Origin of the sequence: Streptomyces rhizoryzae (assembly GCF_023155275.1) — a bacterium.
Lineage (GTDB): Bacteria > Actinomycetota > Actinomycetes > Streptomycetales > Streptomycetaceae > Streptomyces > Streptomyces rhizoryzae.
Genome location: NZ_JALMUV010000025.1, coordinates 49,815 through 64,998 on the forward strand (window position 1 = coordinate 49,815; position 15,184 = coordinate 64,998).

Here is a 15,184-nt window from a genome sequence, read left to right on the forward strand (position 1 = left end):
CGGCCGGTGTGACATTCGCGACGCCTGCCCGCCCCCCGCCGTCCCCGGGTGCCGGCGCGCCGCCGCACGCTCCCGCACCGACTCCCTGGAGAGCCGCGACGATGACCTCCGCCGACCCTGCCCGCCCCGCCACCCCTTCCCGCCCGGTGCCCGCCGCCGCTCCCGCCCTGTCCCGGCGCGCCTTCGGCGGGCTCGCGGGCGCGGCCGCCGCCGCGGGCGGCCTCGGCGCCCTGGCGGCTGCCCCGGCCGCCGCGGCCGCCGCTCCGCCGCAGCCCGCCGAGCGCCCCTTCCGGGCAACCCCCGGGCGGCGCTCCCGGCGCCCCAACATCCTGTTCATCCTCGGCGACGACCTGGGCTGGGCCGACCTGTCGTCGTACGGCGCGTCCGGGATCAGGACGCCGCACCTGGACCGGCTGGCCCGGCAGGGCGTCCGCTTCACCCAGGGCTACTCGGGGTCCGCGACCTGCTCCCCCACCCGCTTCTCGCTCTACACCGGCCGCTACCCGGGCCGCACCAGGGGCGGGCTGGCCGAGCCGATCGCCGACCGGGGCGTGGGACTGGAGCCGGGCCACCCCACGCTCGCCTCCCTGCTGCGGGACGCCGGCTACGCCACCGCGCTGATCGGCAAGTGGCACTGCGGCTACCTGCCGGACCACAGCCCCACCAAGTCCGGCTGGGACACCTTCTTCGGCAACTTCGGCGGCGCGCTGGAGTACTACTCCAAGCTCGGGCTGGCCGGCGAGTACGACCTCTACGAGGGCGACGCGGAGTACAAGGACCTGCGCTACTACACCCGGATCCTCACCGAGCGGGCGGTGGACCACGTCACCGCGGCCGGGCGGGACAAGGACCGGCCCTGGCTGCTGAACCTCAACTACACGACACCGCACTGGCCGTGGATCGCGGACGGCGACACCGCCGAGAGCGCCGAGATCGTCCGCCGGATCAGGGCGGGAGACCGGCGGGCGCTCTTCCACGAGGACGGCGGCTCGCTGGAGAAGTACCGGCAGATGGTCGAGGACCTGGACCGCTCGGTCGGCGAGGTGCTGGCCGCGCTGCGCCGCTCCGGGCAGGAGGAGGACACCTTCGTCTTCTTCGCCAGCGACAACGGCGGGGAGCGCTGGTCGTACAACTGGCCGCTGTCGGGCGGGAAGGCGTCGCTCCAGGAGGGCGGGATCCGGGTGCCCACGCTCGTCCGCTGGCCGGCCCGGATCGACGCCGGGCAGGTCAGCCACGAGCCGGTCGTCACCCCGGACTGGACCGCCACCCTGCTGGAGCTCGCGGGCGCCCGCCCGGACCGCCGCTACCCGCTGGACGGGACGAGCCTGGCCGGCTACCTGCTGCGCGGGGAGCGGCCGGCCGAGCGGGACCTCTTCTGGCGGGTGCGCGGGGAACGGGCGCTGCGCCGCGGGGAGTGGAAGTACTACCGCGGCCGCGACGGGCGCGACCAGCTCTTCCACCTCACCGCCGATCCGCGGGAGCAGGCCGACCGGGCGGGCCACGAGAAGGAGCTGCTGGCCCGGCTGCGGGCGGCCTGGGAGGCGGTGGACCGGACGCTGCTGCCCTACCCGCAGGGCTGACCGGCCGGCCGCGGGCGGGCGCCCCGGGGGAGCGCCCGGCCGCGGCGGCGGTGTCAGCTCATGACGGGCAGCAGGCCGGCGAGGTCGGCCCGTTCGCCGCTGGCGCCGACCGCCGCCGCGGCCACCGCCGCCGCCCAGTCCGTACGGCCGGTGGCCAGGCGTATCCAGGTGAGCGGGTCGGTCTCGACGACGTTCGGGGGCGTACCGCGGGTGTGCCGGGGGCCCTCGACGCACTGCACCACGGCGAACGGCGGGACCCGGACCTCGACCGAGCCGCCGGGCGCCTTGGCGGCCAGGGCGTCGGCGAGCAGCCGGACGGTGGTGGCCAGCGCGTGCCGGTCGAAGGGGATCTCCTGGCCCAGGGCGTCGGCCAGGTCGTCGGTGTGGACGGTGAGTTCGACGCAGCGGGTGACCAGATAGTCGCCGAGCAGCATGGCGCCGGGCCGGCACGCGAGGACCCGGTCGTCGGGCTCGCCCTCCAGCGCTTGGGCGAACTCCCCGGCGGTGCGCTCCAGCAGCTCGACCGGGTCGCCGGCCGCCGCGAGCGCGCGGACGTGCTCGTCGATCCCGGCGGCGTACTGCGCGGCGGCCGGCGCCCAGGCCGCCAGGGAGACCTCCGGCTGCGCCGGGGCCGGCAGCCGCAGGGCGCGCGCCACGCTGCCGACCGCCATCGACAGGTGGGCGGCCAGCTCGCGCACCGTCCAGTCGCCGAGCCGGGTGGGCAGCGCCAACTGCGCGGGCGTCAGGGCGCCGACGGTCCGGCGGACCTGTGCGTACTGGGCCGTGACGGCGGCGCGGGTCGTGACCGGGTCGTACCGGCGGGCGCGCGGCGAACGCGGGGCGGGAGACATGCGGCCAGCCTAGGCGGCGCCACTGACATCCGGCCGCGGATCCCCCGGGCCGGCCGGGGCGGCGTGGGCCGGGCCGGTGTGCGGCGGGGCGGCGTGGGCCGGGCCGGCCTCGAAGACCTCGCCGTTGCGCGGGACGCCGATGCCGTGCCAGGTGAACGGGAGGCCGTCGGCGGTGTTCGGGTCGCCGGTGGTCATCAGCTGGAAGTGGACGTGCGGTTCGGTGCTGTTGCCGGAGTTGCCGCAGGCGCCGAGCACCTGCCCGGCGCGCACCCGGTCGCCGGGCCGCACGGCCAGCGACCCGCGCCGGACGTGGGCGTAGAGCGCGTACGTGCCGCCGCCGAGGTCGAGGACGACGTGGTTGCCGATCATCCGGCGGGCGCCGCCCAGGGTGCGGACCAGGCCCTCGGCCAGGAACAGGTAGCCGAGCGCGAGCCAGGACGTGCGGCTGAGGTGGTCGCGCTGGCGGTCGTCGGCGCGGACGACGGTGGCGTCGGCGACGGCGGTCAGCGGCATCCCGAAGGCCGGGAAGTCCTCGCTGCGGCGGGCGACCGGCCACCAGCCGAAGGCCGGCCGGGCGCCCGGCTCCGGTTCGGCCACCAGGTCGATGGCGTAGGTCTGGCCGTAGGCCCGGGTGCCGTGGCTGGGGATCCGGTCCGCGGGGCTGTTCAGGGCCTTCCAGCGGCCGGTCACCGGGGGCGCCACCGCGAGCGGCCGGGCGCCGGGCGCGCCCCCGGCGCCGGTGCCCCGCCGCCCGTTGGCCAGGGCGGTGACGGCCACCGAGAGGGCGAACGGCACCCACGTCAGCCAGTACGGGATGGCGGCGAAGTGGCTCCCCACCACCATCGCGAGGAAGACCAGCATGCCGAGCCGGCCGGCGGCGTCGGCGGCCCGGCGCAGCGCGGCGGACCGCGCGGCGGACGGGCGCCCGGGCGGCGCGCCGGTCGGCGGTGTGGACGTGGACGGCATGGCGGTCCCCCTGTGGTCGGCCGGGCGCCGGCGCCCGGCGGTGGTCGGCGGCCCGGCGGCGTCCGGCCGGTCGCCGGTCCGGGGGCACCCCGCCGCCCCCGCCGCTCAGGATCCGCCCCACCAGATTACGTAGTTACGTAATTACGAGCAACCAAAGGGGAGCTGCGCACCGGCCGGAGGGCGCGGAACAGCACGACGGCCCGCCAGGCGCTCCTGGCGGGCCGTCGTGCTGCCGGCCGCGGCGGGCCGGGCCGTACCTAGCCGACCAGCCCCGGAAGGGTGGTCTCGTGCGCCGTCCGCAGCTCGTCCAGCGGGATGCCGAACTGCCCCTGGACCACCAGCTCGTCGCCGTCCACGACGCCGATCCGGGTGGCCGGCAGCCCCCGCGCACCGCACATGTCGGTGAAGCGGAGCTCCTCGCTGCGCGGGACCGCGACGACCGCCCGGCCCGCCGACTCCGAGAAGAGGAAGACGAACGGGTCCAGCGCGTCCGGGACGACCAGCCGGGCGCCCTTGCCGCCGCGCAGGCAGGACTCCACCAGCGCCTGGACCAGGCCGCCGTCGGACAGGTCGTGCGCGGCGTCGATCATGCCGTCGCGGGACGCGGAGATCAGGATCTCGGCGAGCAGCCGCTCCCGCTCCAGGTCGACCCGCGGCGGCAGCCCGCCGAGGTGGTCGTGGACCACCTGCGACCAGGCCGAACCGCCCAGCTCCTCGCGGGTGTCCCCGAGGAGGTAGAGCAGCTGGCCCTCCTCCGCGAACGCCATCGGCGTGCGGCGGGTGACGTCGTCGATGACGCCGAGCACCGCGACCACCGGGGTCGGGTGGATCGCCGTGTCGCCGGTCTGGTTGTAGAGGGAGACGTTGCCGCCGGTCACCGGCGTGCCCAGCACCTGGCAGGCGTCGGCCAGACCGCGGGTGGCCTCGGCGAACTGCCACATCACCGCCGGGTCCTCCGGCGAGCCGAAGTTCAGGCAGTCGGAGACCGCGAGCGGCTTCGCGCCGGTGGCGGCGACATTGCGGTACGCCTCGGCCAGCGCCAGCTGCGCGCCCGTGTACGGGTCGAGCTTGGCGTACCGGCCGTTGCCGTCCGTGGCGACCGCGACCCCGAGGTTGGTCTCCTCGTCGATCCGCACCATGCCGGAGTCCTCCGGCTGCGCGAGCACGGTGTTGCCCTGCACGAAGCGGTCGTACTGGTCGGTGATCCACGCCTTGGACGCCTGGTTGGGCGAGCCGGCCAGCCGCAGCACCTGGGCGCGCAGCTCCGCCGCGTCCGCCGGGCGGGGCAGCTTCGCCGGGTCGTCGGCCTGGAGGGCGTCCTGCCACTCCGGGCGGGCGTACGGACGGTGGTACGTCGGGCCCTCGTGGGCGACCGAGCGCGGCGGGACGTCGACGATCTGCTCGCCGTGCCAGAAGATCTCCAGCCGCGAGCCGTCGGTCACCTCACCGATGACGGTGGCGATGACGTCCCACTTCTCGCAGATCTCCAGGAAGCGGCCGACCTTGTCCGGCTCGACGATCGCGCACATCCGCTCCTGCGACTCGCTCATGAGGATCTCCTCGGGCGAGAGCGAGGAGTCGCGCAGCGGAACGGTGTCCAGCTCGACCCGCATACCGCCGGAACCGGCGCTGGCCAGCTCGCTGGTGGCGCAGGACAGCCCGGCACCGCCGAGGTCCTGGATACCGGCGACCAGCTTCTCCCGGAAGATCTCCAGGGTGCACTCGATGAGCAGCTTCTCCTGGAACGGGTCGCCGACCTGGACGGCGGGCCGCTTGGCGGGCTTGCCCGCGGCGTCGAACGTCTCGGAGGCCAGCACGGACACGCCGCCGATGCCGTCGCCGCCGGTCCGGGCCCCGTACAGGATGACCTTGTTGCCGGCCCCGGACGCCTTCGCCAGGTGGATGTCCTCGTGCTTCATCACGCCGACGCAGAGCGCGTTGACCAGCGGGTTGCCCTGGTAGCAGGGGTCGAAGACGACCTCGCCGCCGATGTTGGGCAGGCCCAGGCAGTTGCCGTAGCCGCCGATGCCCGCGACGACGCCGGGCAGCACCCGCTTGGTGTCGGGGTGGTCGGCGGCGCCGAACCGCAGCGGGTCCATCACCGCGACCGGGCGGGCACCCATCGCGAGGATGTCGCGGACGATGCCGCCCACGCCGGTGGCCGCGCCCTGGTAGGGCTCGATGTACGAGGGGTGGTTGTGCGACTCGACCTTGAAGGTGACCGCGTAGCCCTGGCCGACGTCCACGACACCGGCGTTCTCGCCGATGCCGACGAGCAGCGCGTCGTTCTCGGGGGCCTTCTCGCCGAACTGCTTCAGGTGGACCTTGCTGCTCTTGTACGAGCAGTGCTCGGACCACATGACCGAGTACATGGCGAGCTCGGCGCCGGTCGGGCGGCGGCCGAGGATCTCCCGGATCCGCGCGTACTCGTCCTCCTTGAGGCCGAGTTCGGCCCAGGGCTGGTCGGCGTCCGGGGTGTCCGCCGCGTGCTTGACCGTGTCGAGGCTCATGCGCCCACCAGCTTCTTCAGGATCGAGGTGAAGAACCCGAGCCCGTCGGTGCGGCCGGTGCCGATCAGCGGCTCGACGGCGTGCTCGGGGTGCGGCATCAGGCCGACGACATTGCCCGCCTCATTGGTGATGCCGGCGATGTCGCGGAGCGAGCCGTTGGGGTTTCCGTACCCGTCGGCGGCCGGGCCGGCGGTGGCGTAGCGGAAGGCCACCCGGCCCTCGGCCTCCAGCATGTCCAGCGTCCGCTCGTCGGCGACATAACGGCCGTCGATGTTCTTCAGCGGAATGCTGATCTCCTGGCCCGGCGCGTAGTCGGCGGTCCAGGCGGTGGCGGCGTTCTCCACCCGCAGCTTCTGGTCGCGGCAGAGGAAATGCAGGTGATTGTTGCGGAGCATGGCGCCCGGCAGCAGGTGCGTCTCGGTGAGTACCTGGAAGCCGTTGCAGATGCCCAGCACCGGCATCCCGGCCCGGGCCTGTTCGAGCACGGTCTCCATCACCGGCGAGAACCGGGAGATCGCCCCGGCCCGCAGGTAGTCCCCGTACGAGAAGCCGCCGGGCAGGACCACGGCGTCGACCTGGTGGAGGTCCTTGTCGCGGTGCCACAGCGGCACCGCCTCGGCCCCGGCCGCCCGGACCGCCCGCTGGGTGTCGCGGTCGTCCAGCGTGCCGGGGAAGGTGACGACTCCGACCCGAGCTGTCATGACTCGGCCCGCACGGCTTCGTCGACCCGGACGGTGAAGTCCTCGATCACGGTGTTGGCGAGGAAGGTCCCGGCCATCTCATGGATACGGGCGAGGGCGGCCTCGTCGACCGGACCCTCCACCTCAAGTTCGAAACGCTTGCCCTGGCGGACATCGGCGATCCCCTCGAAGCCCAGGCGTGGCAGTGCGCGCTGCACCGCCTGCCCCTGCGGGTCGAGGATCTCCGGCTTGAGCATGACGTCGACTACGACGCGTGCCACTGGCACTCCCGGTGGTGTGGTGCGTAAGGCGGTGACCTCACAGTACCGTGTTCGAAAATCTACGCGCATAGATATACAGTGCGCCCGATCACGGGCAGGTATCGGCACCCATGCCCGGCAGGAAAAATCTCCGAAAAGAACGGGGGGCCGGATTGCGGCAGGACACGCGGACGAAATTAAATGGGCTTCACAATGCAATGCCCATCGCTGTACAAATGAAAAAGCATTGATCCCAATCAGCCGGATCCGGAGCATCACCCCATGTCAACAAGGGGTTGCTCCACGAAAGGACCGATATCCGTGGCGCAGCGCGTAGTAGTGACGCTCTCCGATGACATCGACGGAGGAGAAGCCGCAGAGACGGTCATCTTCGGTTTGGACGGGAAGTCGTACGAGATCGACCTCAATCCCGCCAATGCGAAGAAACTGCGCGGCGCCCTCGCTCCGTACGTCGAGGCCGGCCGCAAGCGGGCCCGCTCCGGCAAGACCTTCCACCGGACCGCGGTGACCCCCGACCCGGCGGCCGTCCGCGCCTGGGCCCGCTCGCACCAGATGGACGTCCCGCCCCGGGGCCGCATCCCCAAGAAGGTCTACGAAGCCTTCAACGCGGCCAACCTCTAACCGACTTGCCGGCGCCCGCGGGTGCGCGCACCGCCGACTTGCACAGCACCCCTACTGATCAGCTAGAGTCTGGAGCACGCCGAGGGGCGAGGCCGAGAGGCCGGGCCCCGAGGAGTCACGCGGGTGTAGCTCAGTAGTAGAGCGCCCCCTTTCCAAGGGGGAGGCGCAGTGTGCAATCCCTGTCACCCGCTCTGACAGTTCAACCGGTCCAAAGGATCAGGTAGAGTAGCTGTCGCGCCACTGGGTGAAAGCCGAGTGGATGCCTGCGGACGTAGCTCAGTTGGTAGAGCGCAACCTTGCCAAGGTTGAGGTCGCGAGTTCGAGCCTCGTCGTCCGCTCAGAGATAAAGGCCCCGGTCCTCGTGACCGGGGCCTTCGTCATTTCCGCGGGTCTTCCCGGAAGCGGTCCGGGGGATAAAGCCCGCGACGGGCGGGGTGTGGTGGTGGCCACATTGCCGGGGCGGCGGCGGGCGGGAACCGGGCGCTCGGGACGGAACGGGGCGACGGGGTGCCGGGGCGGCGGGCGGGGCGAAAGGCGCGGACCGGGGCGGGAATTGGGGCGGGCGGCGGCGCGCCCGCGGAAACGGCGGGGCGGCGGGTGCCGGGGGCCGGGGCGGTGCGGGGGCGGAAGCGCGCCACGGCCCGTCGGCGCCGGGCGTGCGTCCGGCGCCGGGAAGTTGGCTATAGTAGGGCTCGCACCGCGCGGCGGCGACCGGAACGGAAGCCCGCGCACGGAGCATGCGGACGTAGCTCAGTTGGTAGAGCGCAACCTTGCCAAGGTTGAGGTCGCGAGTTCGAGCCTCGTCGTCCGCTCAGAGGCAAAGGCCCCGGTCCTCGTGACCGGGGCCTTTTTCGTGCCGTCAGGACCAGGGCAGGCCGGTGAGGCGCTCGTACGCCTCCACGTACTTTTCGCGGGTGCGCTCGACGACCTCCTGCGGGAGGGCCGGCGGCGGCAGTGCGCCGGTGCGGTCCCAGCCGGCGGCGGGCGAGGTCAGCCAGTCGCGGACGAACTGCTTGTCGAAGGACGGCTGGGCGCTGCCGGGCCGCCACCGGTCGGCGGGCCAGAAGCGCGAGGAGTCCGGCGTGAGGACCTCGTCGGCCAGCACGAGCCGGTCCCCGTCGAAGCCGAACTCGAACTTGGTGTCGGCGAGGATCAGGCCGCGCTCGCGGGCGATGTCGCGGGCCCGGGAGTAGACGGCGAGGGTCAGCTGGCGAAGCCGGGCGGCGGTGTCGGCGCCGATCTGCCGGGCGACCTCCTCGTAGGAGACGTTCTCGTCGTGGTCGCCGACGGCGGCCTTGGTGGCCGGGGTGAAGATCGGCGCGGGGAGTTCGGAGCCGTCGGTCAGGCCCTCGGGCAGCGCCAGTCCGCAGACCGTGCGGGACTGCCGGTACTCGGCGAGGCCGGAGCCGGTGAGGTAGCCGCGGGCCACGCACTCCACCGGGACCATGGCGAGCGAGCGGCAGACCAGGGTGCGGCCGGCCCAGTCGGCGGGGGCGCCCACGGGGACGTCGGTGGACAGCACGTGGTGCGGGGCCAGGTCGGCGAGCTGGTCGAACCACCACAGGGACAGCTGGGTCAGGACCCGGCCCTTGTCGGGGATCTCGGTGGGGAGCACCCAGTCGTAGGCCGACAGGCGGTCGCTGGCGACCATGACCAGGTCGCCGCCGGCGTTCCGGTAGAGGTCGCGGACCTTGCCGGTGTGCAGGTGGGTGAGCCCCGGGACCTGCACGGGCTCGGGCTTTTCTACGAATCCGGACACGCTGCCTCCGCGTAGGTTGATCCAGGAGTCGGGGTGATTCTCCCGTATGCGGAACGGGGGCTCCGCCGCAGGGTCGGCGCAGCGGCCGTCAGGCGGAGGCGCGGGCTCCGGGGCGGGCGACGGCGGCGAGGGTGAGCAGGGCCAGGGCGGCGAGGCCGGCCAGGACCGCCGGCGGGGACCACACGCCGCTGAGCAGGGTGACCGCGTAGGGGGTGGCGAAGCCCAGGTAGCACACGGCCCAGAAGCGGGCGGTGAGGCGGGCCAGGAGGTGCGGGGGCGCCAGCGCGGCGACCTCGGTCAGGCCGTGGGCCACGCACAGGCCGTAGCCGGCGCCGAGCAGGGCGGCGGCGAGCAGGGCCAGGGCGGGGTCGGTGCGGGCCGCGGCGAGGGCACCGGTCAGCAGGCCCGCGGCGGTCACCGGCAGGCCGGCGGCGGCGGTGGCCAGGCGGTGCCGGGCGCTCAGGCGGCGGGCGAGCGGGGCGGTGAGGAGGCCGGCGCCGGGCGTGACGGCGGTGACGATCCCGGCGTAGAGGGTCTGCCAGCCGGGCACGCGGGGGGCGACCAGGGCTGGGAGCACGGCGAAGGCGAGCGCGGGGGCGGCGAAGACCCAGGGGGCCACCGGGAGGACCAGGCGGCGGAACGGGGTGCGGTACGCCGGGGCGGCCGCGGCCGGGGCGGCGTCCGGGGCCCGGGGCGGGGCGGTCTCCGGGGCGCGGGCGGCGAGCAGCGCGGCGGCCGCGGAGAGCACCAGGTGCGGGACGTACGCCAGCACCATCGGGTGCGGGGCCCACTGGGCTATCAGGGACGCGGCCAGGCCCCCGGTGGCGAAGCCGGCGGAGAGGAAGAGGCCGGAGCGGCGGGCGGCGGCGCCGGGGGTGGGGGCGGCGCCGTGCGGCGGGGTGGACAGCTCCTTGATCCAGACGCTGCCGGCGGTGAGCAGGGCGCCCGCGCCGGCGCCGGTCAGGAAGCGGCCGGGCCACAGCAGCGCGGGCGCGGCCGGGCCCGCCATCAGCAGGCCGGTCGCCGCGGCCGAGACGGCCAGGGCGGCGCGGGCGATCCGGCGGCGGCCGAGGCGGTCGGCGAGCGGGCCGCCCAGCAGGAGCCCGGGGATCAGGCCGACGACGTAGACGGCGAACAGCGCGGTGGTGGTGGCGGGGGTCAGGCCGAGGGCGGTGCGGTAGGCGCCGAGCAGGGAGGAGAACTGGTTGGCGCTCCAGCCGGAGGCGGTCATCAGCCAGCCGGCGCGGAGCCAGTGGCGGGGTGCGGGCGGTGCGGCCGCCGCGGCGGCGCCGGGCCGGTGCGGGCGGGTCGGTGTCACAGGCATGCCGGACGTTGTACGGCGCGGGCGGGCGGGTGCGCAGCGGGCGTTCAGGAAACGTGAACGGCGCCGGTCGGCGCGGCCGGGGGCGGCCTATCGTGGCGGCCATGGACCTGCGCCGGCTGTCATCGTTCCTGGCGGTGGTCGAGGAGCGGCACTTCGGCCGGGCCGCGGCGCGGCTGTTCCGCTCCCCCGCCGCGGTCACCCAGCACGTCCAGCAGCTGGAGCGGGAGTTCGGCACCCGGCTGCTGGACCGCGGGCGGGGGCCGGTGGTGCCGACCGCGGCCGGGCAGCGGCTGGCGGCGCACGCCCGGACGCTGCTGGCGGCCGCCGAGGCGGCGGTGGCGGACGTGACCGAGGCGGCCGCGGGCCGGCCGGCGCCGCGGCGCGGGCTGCGGGTGGGGGTGATGGGCCACGGGTCGGCGGAGGTGACGCCGGCCGCGGTGAACGCCTTCCGGCGGGCCCGGCCCGGCGTCCCGCTGCGGCTGGTCCAGCTGGACTTCACCGAGCACCTGAGCGCGCTGCGCGAGGACCGGGTGGACGCGGCGTTCGTCCGGCCGCTGGTGCGCGCCGAGGGCATCGAGGTGGACGTGCTGACCACCGAGCAGCGGATCGTGGCGGTCTCCGCGCGCTCGCCGCTGGCGGACGCGGCCCGGCAGGGGGCGCGGCTGGCGGACGTGATCGACCTGCCGTACCTGCGGCTGCCCGCGCGCACCCCGCGGCCGTTCGTGGACTACCTGTACTTCCAGGACGGCGAGCGGCGCGGGCCGGACTGCGCGCTGACCCCGCAGGACGTGCTGACGAGCGTGGCGGCGGGGCGCGGGGCGGGCTCCGGGCTGAAGTCCTTCGCCCGCTACTACCCCTGGCCGGGCGCGGTGTTCGTGCCGGTGCTGGACGCGCCGCCGGCGCAGAGCGTGCTGGCGACGCGGGCCGGGGACCCGCACCCGGAGGTGCGGATCTTCCGGGCGCTGACGGTGGCGCTGGCGCGGGAGCTGGGGGCGTACGCGGCGCGGTGACCGGCCCGGCGGCCCCGGGGGCGGGCGGTCAGTCGCGCTTGCAGATGCGGTCGAGGAGGTTGGCGGTGGCGCGCTGGACGCGCTGGTCGACGTGGCCGGGGCGGTCCAGGGCCGGGGACCAGGCGAAGGTGCCGGAGGAGAAGACCAGGGCGCCGCTGGGCGCGCGGTACAGCGAGGTCTCCTGGTGGCGGCGGGCGCCCTCGCCGTCGCGGTACGGGGAGTGCGCGAGCAGGATGCGGCGGGTGTGCTCGGGGAGGCTGGTGCGCGGGAAGTAGCGGTCGGCCTCGCCGGCGACCAGTCCGGGCAGTTCGTCGCCCTCGTGGGCGCCGGTGGCCTCCCACAGCCAGTGGCCGGCGTTGCGGACGATCAGGGGGGCGGGTTCGGGGACCCGGCCGGCGTACTGGATGCCCATCAGGCGCTGCTCGGGTTGGCCCAGCTCGCGCCAGAGGGCGGGGCGGCCGGGGCCCTGGCGTTTGCGGCAGCTGAGCAGGGCATCGGGGCCGGCCGGCGAGGGGGCCAGCTCGACCTGCCAGTACATGGTGTTGGCGGAGAGGAAGACCAGGGAGGTGCCGGCGTCCCGGGCGGCCTCGGCCGTACGGCGCATGGGCACCGACCAGTACTCGTCGTGGCCGGGGAAGACCAGGCCGCGGTAGCGGGTGGCGTCGACCCGGCCGGCGTGCAGGTCGCGGGCGGCGGCGTAGGCGAGGTCGTAGCCGTAGCGCTCGGCCCAGCGGATGAAGTCGTAGGCGTGGCCGACGTGGAGGGGCAGGCCGGCGCCGGCGTAGGGGCGGTCGAAGGAGACGGTGGTGGCGGCGTCCTGCTCGCCGAGGAGGGCGCCCTTCTCGTCCCAGGCGTGGTAGAGGCTGGCGCCGGTGCGGCCGTCCTCGGGGTAGAGGTTGTACGCCTGCCAGGTGATGTCGGGGAGCAGCAGGAGCAGGTCGGCGGGCTCGTCGTCGCGGACGGTGAAGGGGATGTGGGAGCGGTAGCGGCCGTCGGCGGTGGTCAGGACGGCGACGTAGGCGCCCAGCCGCCAGTAGGTGGGGACCTGGAGGCGCCAGGAGAGCCACCAGTGGTGGCAGGAGACGGTGCGGCCGACCAGCAGCGGGGCCGGCTGGACGATGCCGGCCAGGCGCGGGCTGGTGGTGATCTTGGCGGCGCCGGTGCCGGCGTAGTGGCCGATGCGGTAGACGTCGATGCTGAACGGCTGCGGGGGATCGACCGAGACCCGGAAGTCGATGGCCTCCCCGGGGGCCACCGCGCCGGGGACGGCGAAGCCCTTGATCTGGCGGTGGACGTCGTCGGCGGTGCGCGGGCCGTTGTGCTTCCGCGGCGCGGGCAGCCGCAGATCGCCGTGGGCGACCGCCGGGTCGACGTACCACGGGATGATCCGGCCGGAGTCGAAGTAGGTCTCGCTGCCGCGCAGCCAGGGCAGCGGGCCCTGGCCGAACGGGTCCGTGACCGCGTGGGCGAGGGCACCCGACTCCCAGCGCCTGATCTGTTCCGTCGCCACCTTCCACTCCCCTCCCGCGTCCCCCATGGCCGCGGCCGACCGGGCCTTACCCACCCCCCAGCACATCACATTACGCACTCACTTCGTCACCCTTCGTCGTGAATTTAGGTGCCCTTGCCCCGAAGCACGAACTGGAAGGGAACATTCAGCCGGTCCGGCCGGGCCGGGCGCCGGGCACCGCACGCCGGGCGCCGACCGCCGGGCCGGTGGTCAGGCCAGCCGGACCGGCTTCTCCGGGCGCACGCCGACCCGGTGCAGCCAGCCGCGGAGCGGTTCGGCATCGCCGTCGTCGACCAGGCTCAGCACCGGGCGGCCCAGGTCGGCGCGGCGGGCGCCGTCCACCAGGAGGGCCGGGCCGTCGAGCCAGTCCAGGCCGGGAGCGGCGCCGGCGGTGTCCACGGCGGCGCAGCAGACCATGGCGGTGACGTGGTCGGCGAGCAGTTCGCGGGCCGTGCGGGGCGGCTGCGGGGGGAAGAGCGGGAGGCCGCCGTCGGCCGGGCCGTCGCTCCAGGAGGCGCCGCCGCTGCCGGACCGGGCGGCCTGGCGGGCGGCCTCCTCGCGCTCCTCGCGGGCGACCTCGGCGCCCAGCCGGGCGGCCAGCAGATCGCCGGCGCGGGCGTCGTGGGTGAGGCGGTCGATGACCCGGGCGAGGGTCGGCCCGGCGGGGCCGCCGGGCGCGGGGGCACCGGCGGCCTGCGGGGTCTGGGGCGCCTGGGGTGCCTGGGGTGCCTGGGGGCGGCCCGCGGGGTGGTGGGCGGCGGCGGGCGTACGGGCGCGGGCTCCGGCGTACGTCAGGGGCGGGGCGGTGGTGGCAGCCGTGCGCCGGGGGGCGGCCGGGCGGGCGTCCGGGGGCGCCGGCCGGTCCGGGGTGCGGGCCGGGGCGCCGGGGGCGTCGTGGCCGGGCTCGGCGGGGGCGGTGGCCGGGAGCTCGTCCAGGACGCGGTGCAGCCGGGCGGCCTCCAGGCGCCACTTCCGGTCCACGATCTCCTGCGGATACTGCTGCCAGCCGACCGGGGACCAGTCCGGGCCCGGCTCGGCCGGACCGCCGTGGAAGAGCCGGGCGGCCAGCAGGGAGGCGGCGCGGTCGACGGCGCCGGGCTCCTCCAGCAGATCGCAGGCCGGCCGCTCGCCGAGGCGGGAGGCGAAGCCCTCGGCGAGGCGGTCGCGGCGGGACAGCTCGGTCAGCGCCGAGACCACGCCGGCGTCCAGCCGGGAGGGCCAGCGGCCCATCCGCCAGGCGGGCAGCGCGACCCTGGTCAGCAGGCGGTCCCAGCCGGCGTAGGCCAGGCCGACCTGCTCCTGGGCGACGATCCGCAGGCCGTAGTCGACGCCCTGGGCGCGCTCGGAGGCGGCGGCCGCGACCCCGCGCTCCATGAGGGCGGCGTGCTCGCGGGCGGCGCGCAGCAGCAGCCGGGCCACCCGGCCGACGAAGCGGAGCGGCAGCGCCCGCAGCGGGCCGCGGGCCCGGGCGGCGACCGCGACGGCCGCGTCCAGTCCGCGGATGAAGCGGCGGGCGGCGGCTATGTCCGGATGCGCGGACGGGCCGGTGCCGGCGACGACGGGGGCCAGCAGGGCGCGCAGCTCGGCGACCCGCATCCACCACAGGAACGGCGAGCCGATGACCAGGACCGGGGCCTCCGGGGCCCGGCGGCCGCTCCGCCGGGCGGGGCGCGGCGGACCGTGGGCGCGGTGGGTGCGGTCCTCCAGCCAGCTGTCGCAGTCGGGGGTGAGGGCTATCGCCGAGGGGGCGGGCACGTCGAGGCGGTCGGCGAGGTCGCGGACCAGGCGGTAGAGGTCGGGCGCGGCCTCCTCGGCGAGCGGTACGGAGGGGCTGAGCGCGGGCCGGGCCCGGGCGACGACCACCGAGACCAGGGCGGCCAGCAGCAGACCGAGGACGGCGAGGCCGCCGGCCGTCCAGCGGGCGAGGGCCCAGCCGCCGCCGGTGCCGAGCCGGCCGGTGGCGCCGCCGGTGAGCAGGACCACGGTGACCGCGGCGGGCAGCAGGGCGACCGCCAGCGCCCGGCCGCGGACGCGCAGCACCGCCAGGGCGCGGGTACGCGCCGCGAGGACGCCTGTTTCCGGGCTTGCCACG

The 15,184-nt window shown here is 75.5% G+C and carries 12 protein-coding genes and 3 tRNA genes; 6 read left to right on the forward strand and 9 right to left on the reverse strand.

The features are described from left to right. Positions 1 to 101: 101 nt before the first annotated feature. The gene (locus MUU72_RS20350; RefSeq protein WP_248014756.1) at positions 102 to 1,580 is read left to right on the forward strand and encodes a sulfatase family protein; all 1,479 of its coding nucleotides are present in this window, start codon (positions 102 to 104) and stop codon (positions 1,578 to 1,580) included. A gap of 53 nt (positions 1,581 to 1,633) precedes the next feature. Here the strand turns inward: MUU72_RS20350 and MUU72_RS20355 are convergent, their stop codons facing one another. From MUU72_RS20355 to purS, 5 genes are all read right to left on the reverse strand, one after another. After that, the gene (locus MUU72_RS20355; RefSeq protein WP_248014757.1) at positions 1,634 to 2,431 is read right to left on the reverse strand and encodes a maleylpyruvate isomerase family mycothiol-dependent enzyme; all 798 of its coding nucleotides are present in this window, start codon (positions 2,429 to 2,431) and stop codon (positions 1,634 to 1,636) included. Positions 2,432 to 2,440: 9 nt separating this feature from the next. Next, positions 2,441 to 3,292: a M23 family metallopeptidase gene (locus MUU72_RS20360; protein ID WP_248014810.1), complete on the reverse strand. Its 852-nt coding sequence runs from the start codon at positions 3,290 to 3,292 to the stop codon at positions 2,441 to 2,443. Between the two features lie 362 nt (positions 3,293 to 3,654). After that, on the reverse strand, positions 3,655 to 5,907 hold the full coding sequence (purL, locus tag MUU72_RS20365; protein ID WP_248014758.1) for a phosphoribosylformylglycinamidine synthase subunit PurL: 2,253 nt from the start codon (positions 5,905 to 5,907) through the stop codon (positions 3,655 to 3,657). Next, positions 5,904 to 6,608, reverse strand: a complete 705-nt coding sequence (gene purQ, locus MUU72_RS20370; protein ID WP_248014759.1) for a phosphoribosylformylglycinamidine synthase subunit PurQ — start codon at positions 6,606 to 6,608, stop codon at positions 5,904 to 5,906. The genes purL and purQ overlap by 4 nt, the downstream gene beginning before the upstream one ends. Beyond that, entirely contained in the window at positions 6,605 to 6,868 is a 264-nt protein-coding gene (gene purS / locus MUU72_RS20375) for a phosphoribosylformylglycinamidine synthase subunit PurS (RefSeq protein WP_248014760.1), read from the reverse strand. The genes purQ and purS overlap by 4 nt, the downstream gene beginning before the upstream one ends. 300 nt (positions 6,869 to 7,168) lie before the next feature. Here purS and MUU72_RS20380 point away from each other — a divergent pair, with 300 nt between their 5' ends. From MUU72_RS20380 to MUU72_RS20395, 4 genes are all read left to right on the forward strand, one after another. Further along, positions 7,169 to 7,489 carry a histone-like nucleoid-structuring protein Lsr2 gene (locus tag MUU72_RS20380; protein WP_248014761.1) on the forward strand — a complete coding sequence of 107 codons (321 nt, stop codon included), beginning with the start codon at positions 7,169 to 7,171 and terminating at the stop codon, positions 7,487 to 7,489. A gap of 119 nt (positions 7,490 to 7,608) precedes the next feature. Next, positions 7,609 to 7,680, forward strand: a tRNA-Gly gene (locus MUU72_RS20385). Positions 7,681 to 7,754: 74 nt separating this feature from the next. Next, a tRNA-Gly gene (locus tag MUU72_RS20390) sits at positions 7,755 to 7,827 on the forward strand. Positions 7,828 to 8,228: 401 nt separating this feature from the next. Next, a tRNA-Gly gene (locus MUU72_RS20395) sits at positions 8,229 to 8,301 on the forward strand. 47 nt (positions 8,302 to 8,348) lie between these two features. Here MUU72_RS20395 and MUU72_RS20400 read toward each other — a convergent pair. Together MUU72_RS20400 and MUU72_RS20405 are read right to left on the reverse strand one after the other, a co-directional pair. Next, positions 8,349 to 9,248 (reverse strand): phosphoribosylaminoimidazolesuccinocarboxamide synthase, encoded by a 900-nt coding sequence (locus MUU72_RS20400; RefSeq protein WP_248014762.1) that lies wholly within the window; start codon positions 9,246 to 9,248, stop codon positions 8,349 to 8,351. 88 nt (positions 9,249 to 9,336) lie between these two features. Further along, positions 9,337 to 10,572 (reverse strand): MFS transporter, encoded by a 1,236-nt coding sequence (locus MUU72_RS20405; protein WP_248014763.1) that lies wholly within the window; start codon positions 10,570 to 10,572, stop codon positions 9,337 to 9,339. A gap of 101 nt (positions 10,573 to 10,673) precedes the next feature. Between MUU72_RS20405 and MUU72_RS20410 the strand changes: the two genes are divergently transcribed. After that, positions 10,674 to 11,582, forward strand: coding sequence for a LysR family transcriptional regulator (locus MUU72_RS20410; RefSeq protein WP_248014764.1), 909 nt, complete (start codon positions 10,674 to 10,676; stop codon positions 11,580 to 11,582). Positions 11,583 to 11,610: 28 nt separating this feature from the next. Here the strand turns inward: MUU72_RS20410 and MUU72_RS20415 are convergent, their stop codons facing one another. Further along, positions 11,611 to 13,092: a N,N-dimethylformamidase beta subunit family domain-containing protein gene (locus tag MUU72_RS20415; protein ID WP_248014765.1), complete on the reverse strand. Its 1,482-nt coding sequence runs from the start codon at positions 13,090 to 13,092 to the stop codon at positions 11,611 to 11,613. A 210-nt stretch (positions 13,093 to 13,302) separates the two neighbouring features. Further along, positions 13,303 to 15,183, reverse strand: coding sequence for an amino acid adenylation domain-containing protein (locus MUU72_RS20420; RefSeq protein ID WP_248014766.1), 1,881 nt, complete (start codon positions 15,181 to 15,183; stop codon positions 13,303 to 13,305). Between the last annotated feature and the right edge of the window lies 1 nt (position 15,184).

Excerpts from the sequence above, each read along its gene's own strand:
- MUU72_RS20350 (WP_248014756.1), top strand. The coding sequence starts at position 102 with ATGACCTCCGCCGACCCTGCCCGCCCCGCCACCCCTTCCCGCCCGGTG.
- MUU72_RS20355 (WP_248014757.1), bottom strand. The coding sequence starts at position 2,431 with ATGTCTCCCGCCCCGCGTTCGCCGCGCGCCCGCCGGTACGACCCGGTC.
- MUU72_RS20360 (WP_248014810.1), bottom strand. The coding sequence starts at position 3,292 with ATGCTGGTCTTCCTCGCGATGGTGGTGGGGAGCCACTTCGCCGCCATC.
- purL (WP_248014758.1), bottom strand. The coding sequence starts at position 5,907 with ATGAGCCTCGACACGGTCAAGCACGCGGCGGACACCCCGGACGCCGAC.
- purQ (WP_248014759.1), bottom strand. The coding sequence starts at position 6,608 with ATGACAGCTCGGGTCGGAGTCGTCACCTTCCCCGGCACGCTGGACGAC.
- MUU72_RS20405 (WP_248014763.1), bottom strand. The coding sequence starts at position 10,572 with ATGCCTGTGACACCGACCCGCCCGCACCGGCCCGGCGCCGCCGCGGCG.
- MUU72_RS20410 (WP_248014764.1), top strand. The coding sequence starts at position 10,674 with ATGGACCTGCGCCGGCTGTCATCGTTCCTGGCGGTGGTCGAGGAGCGG.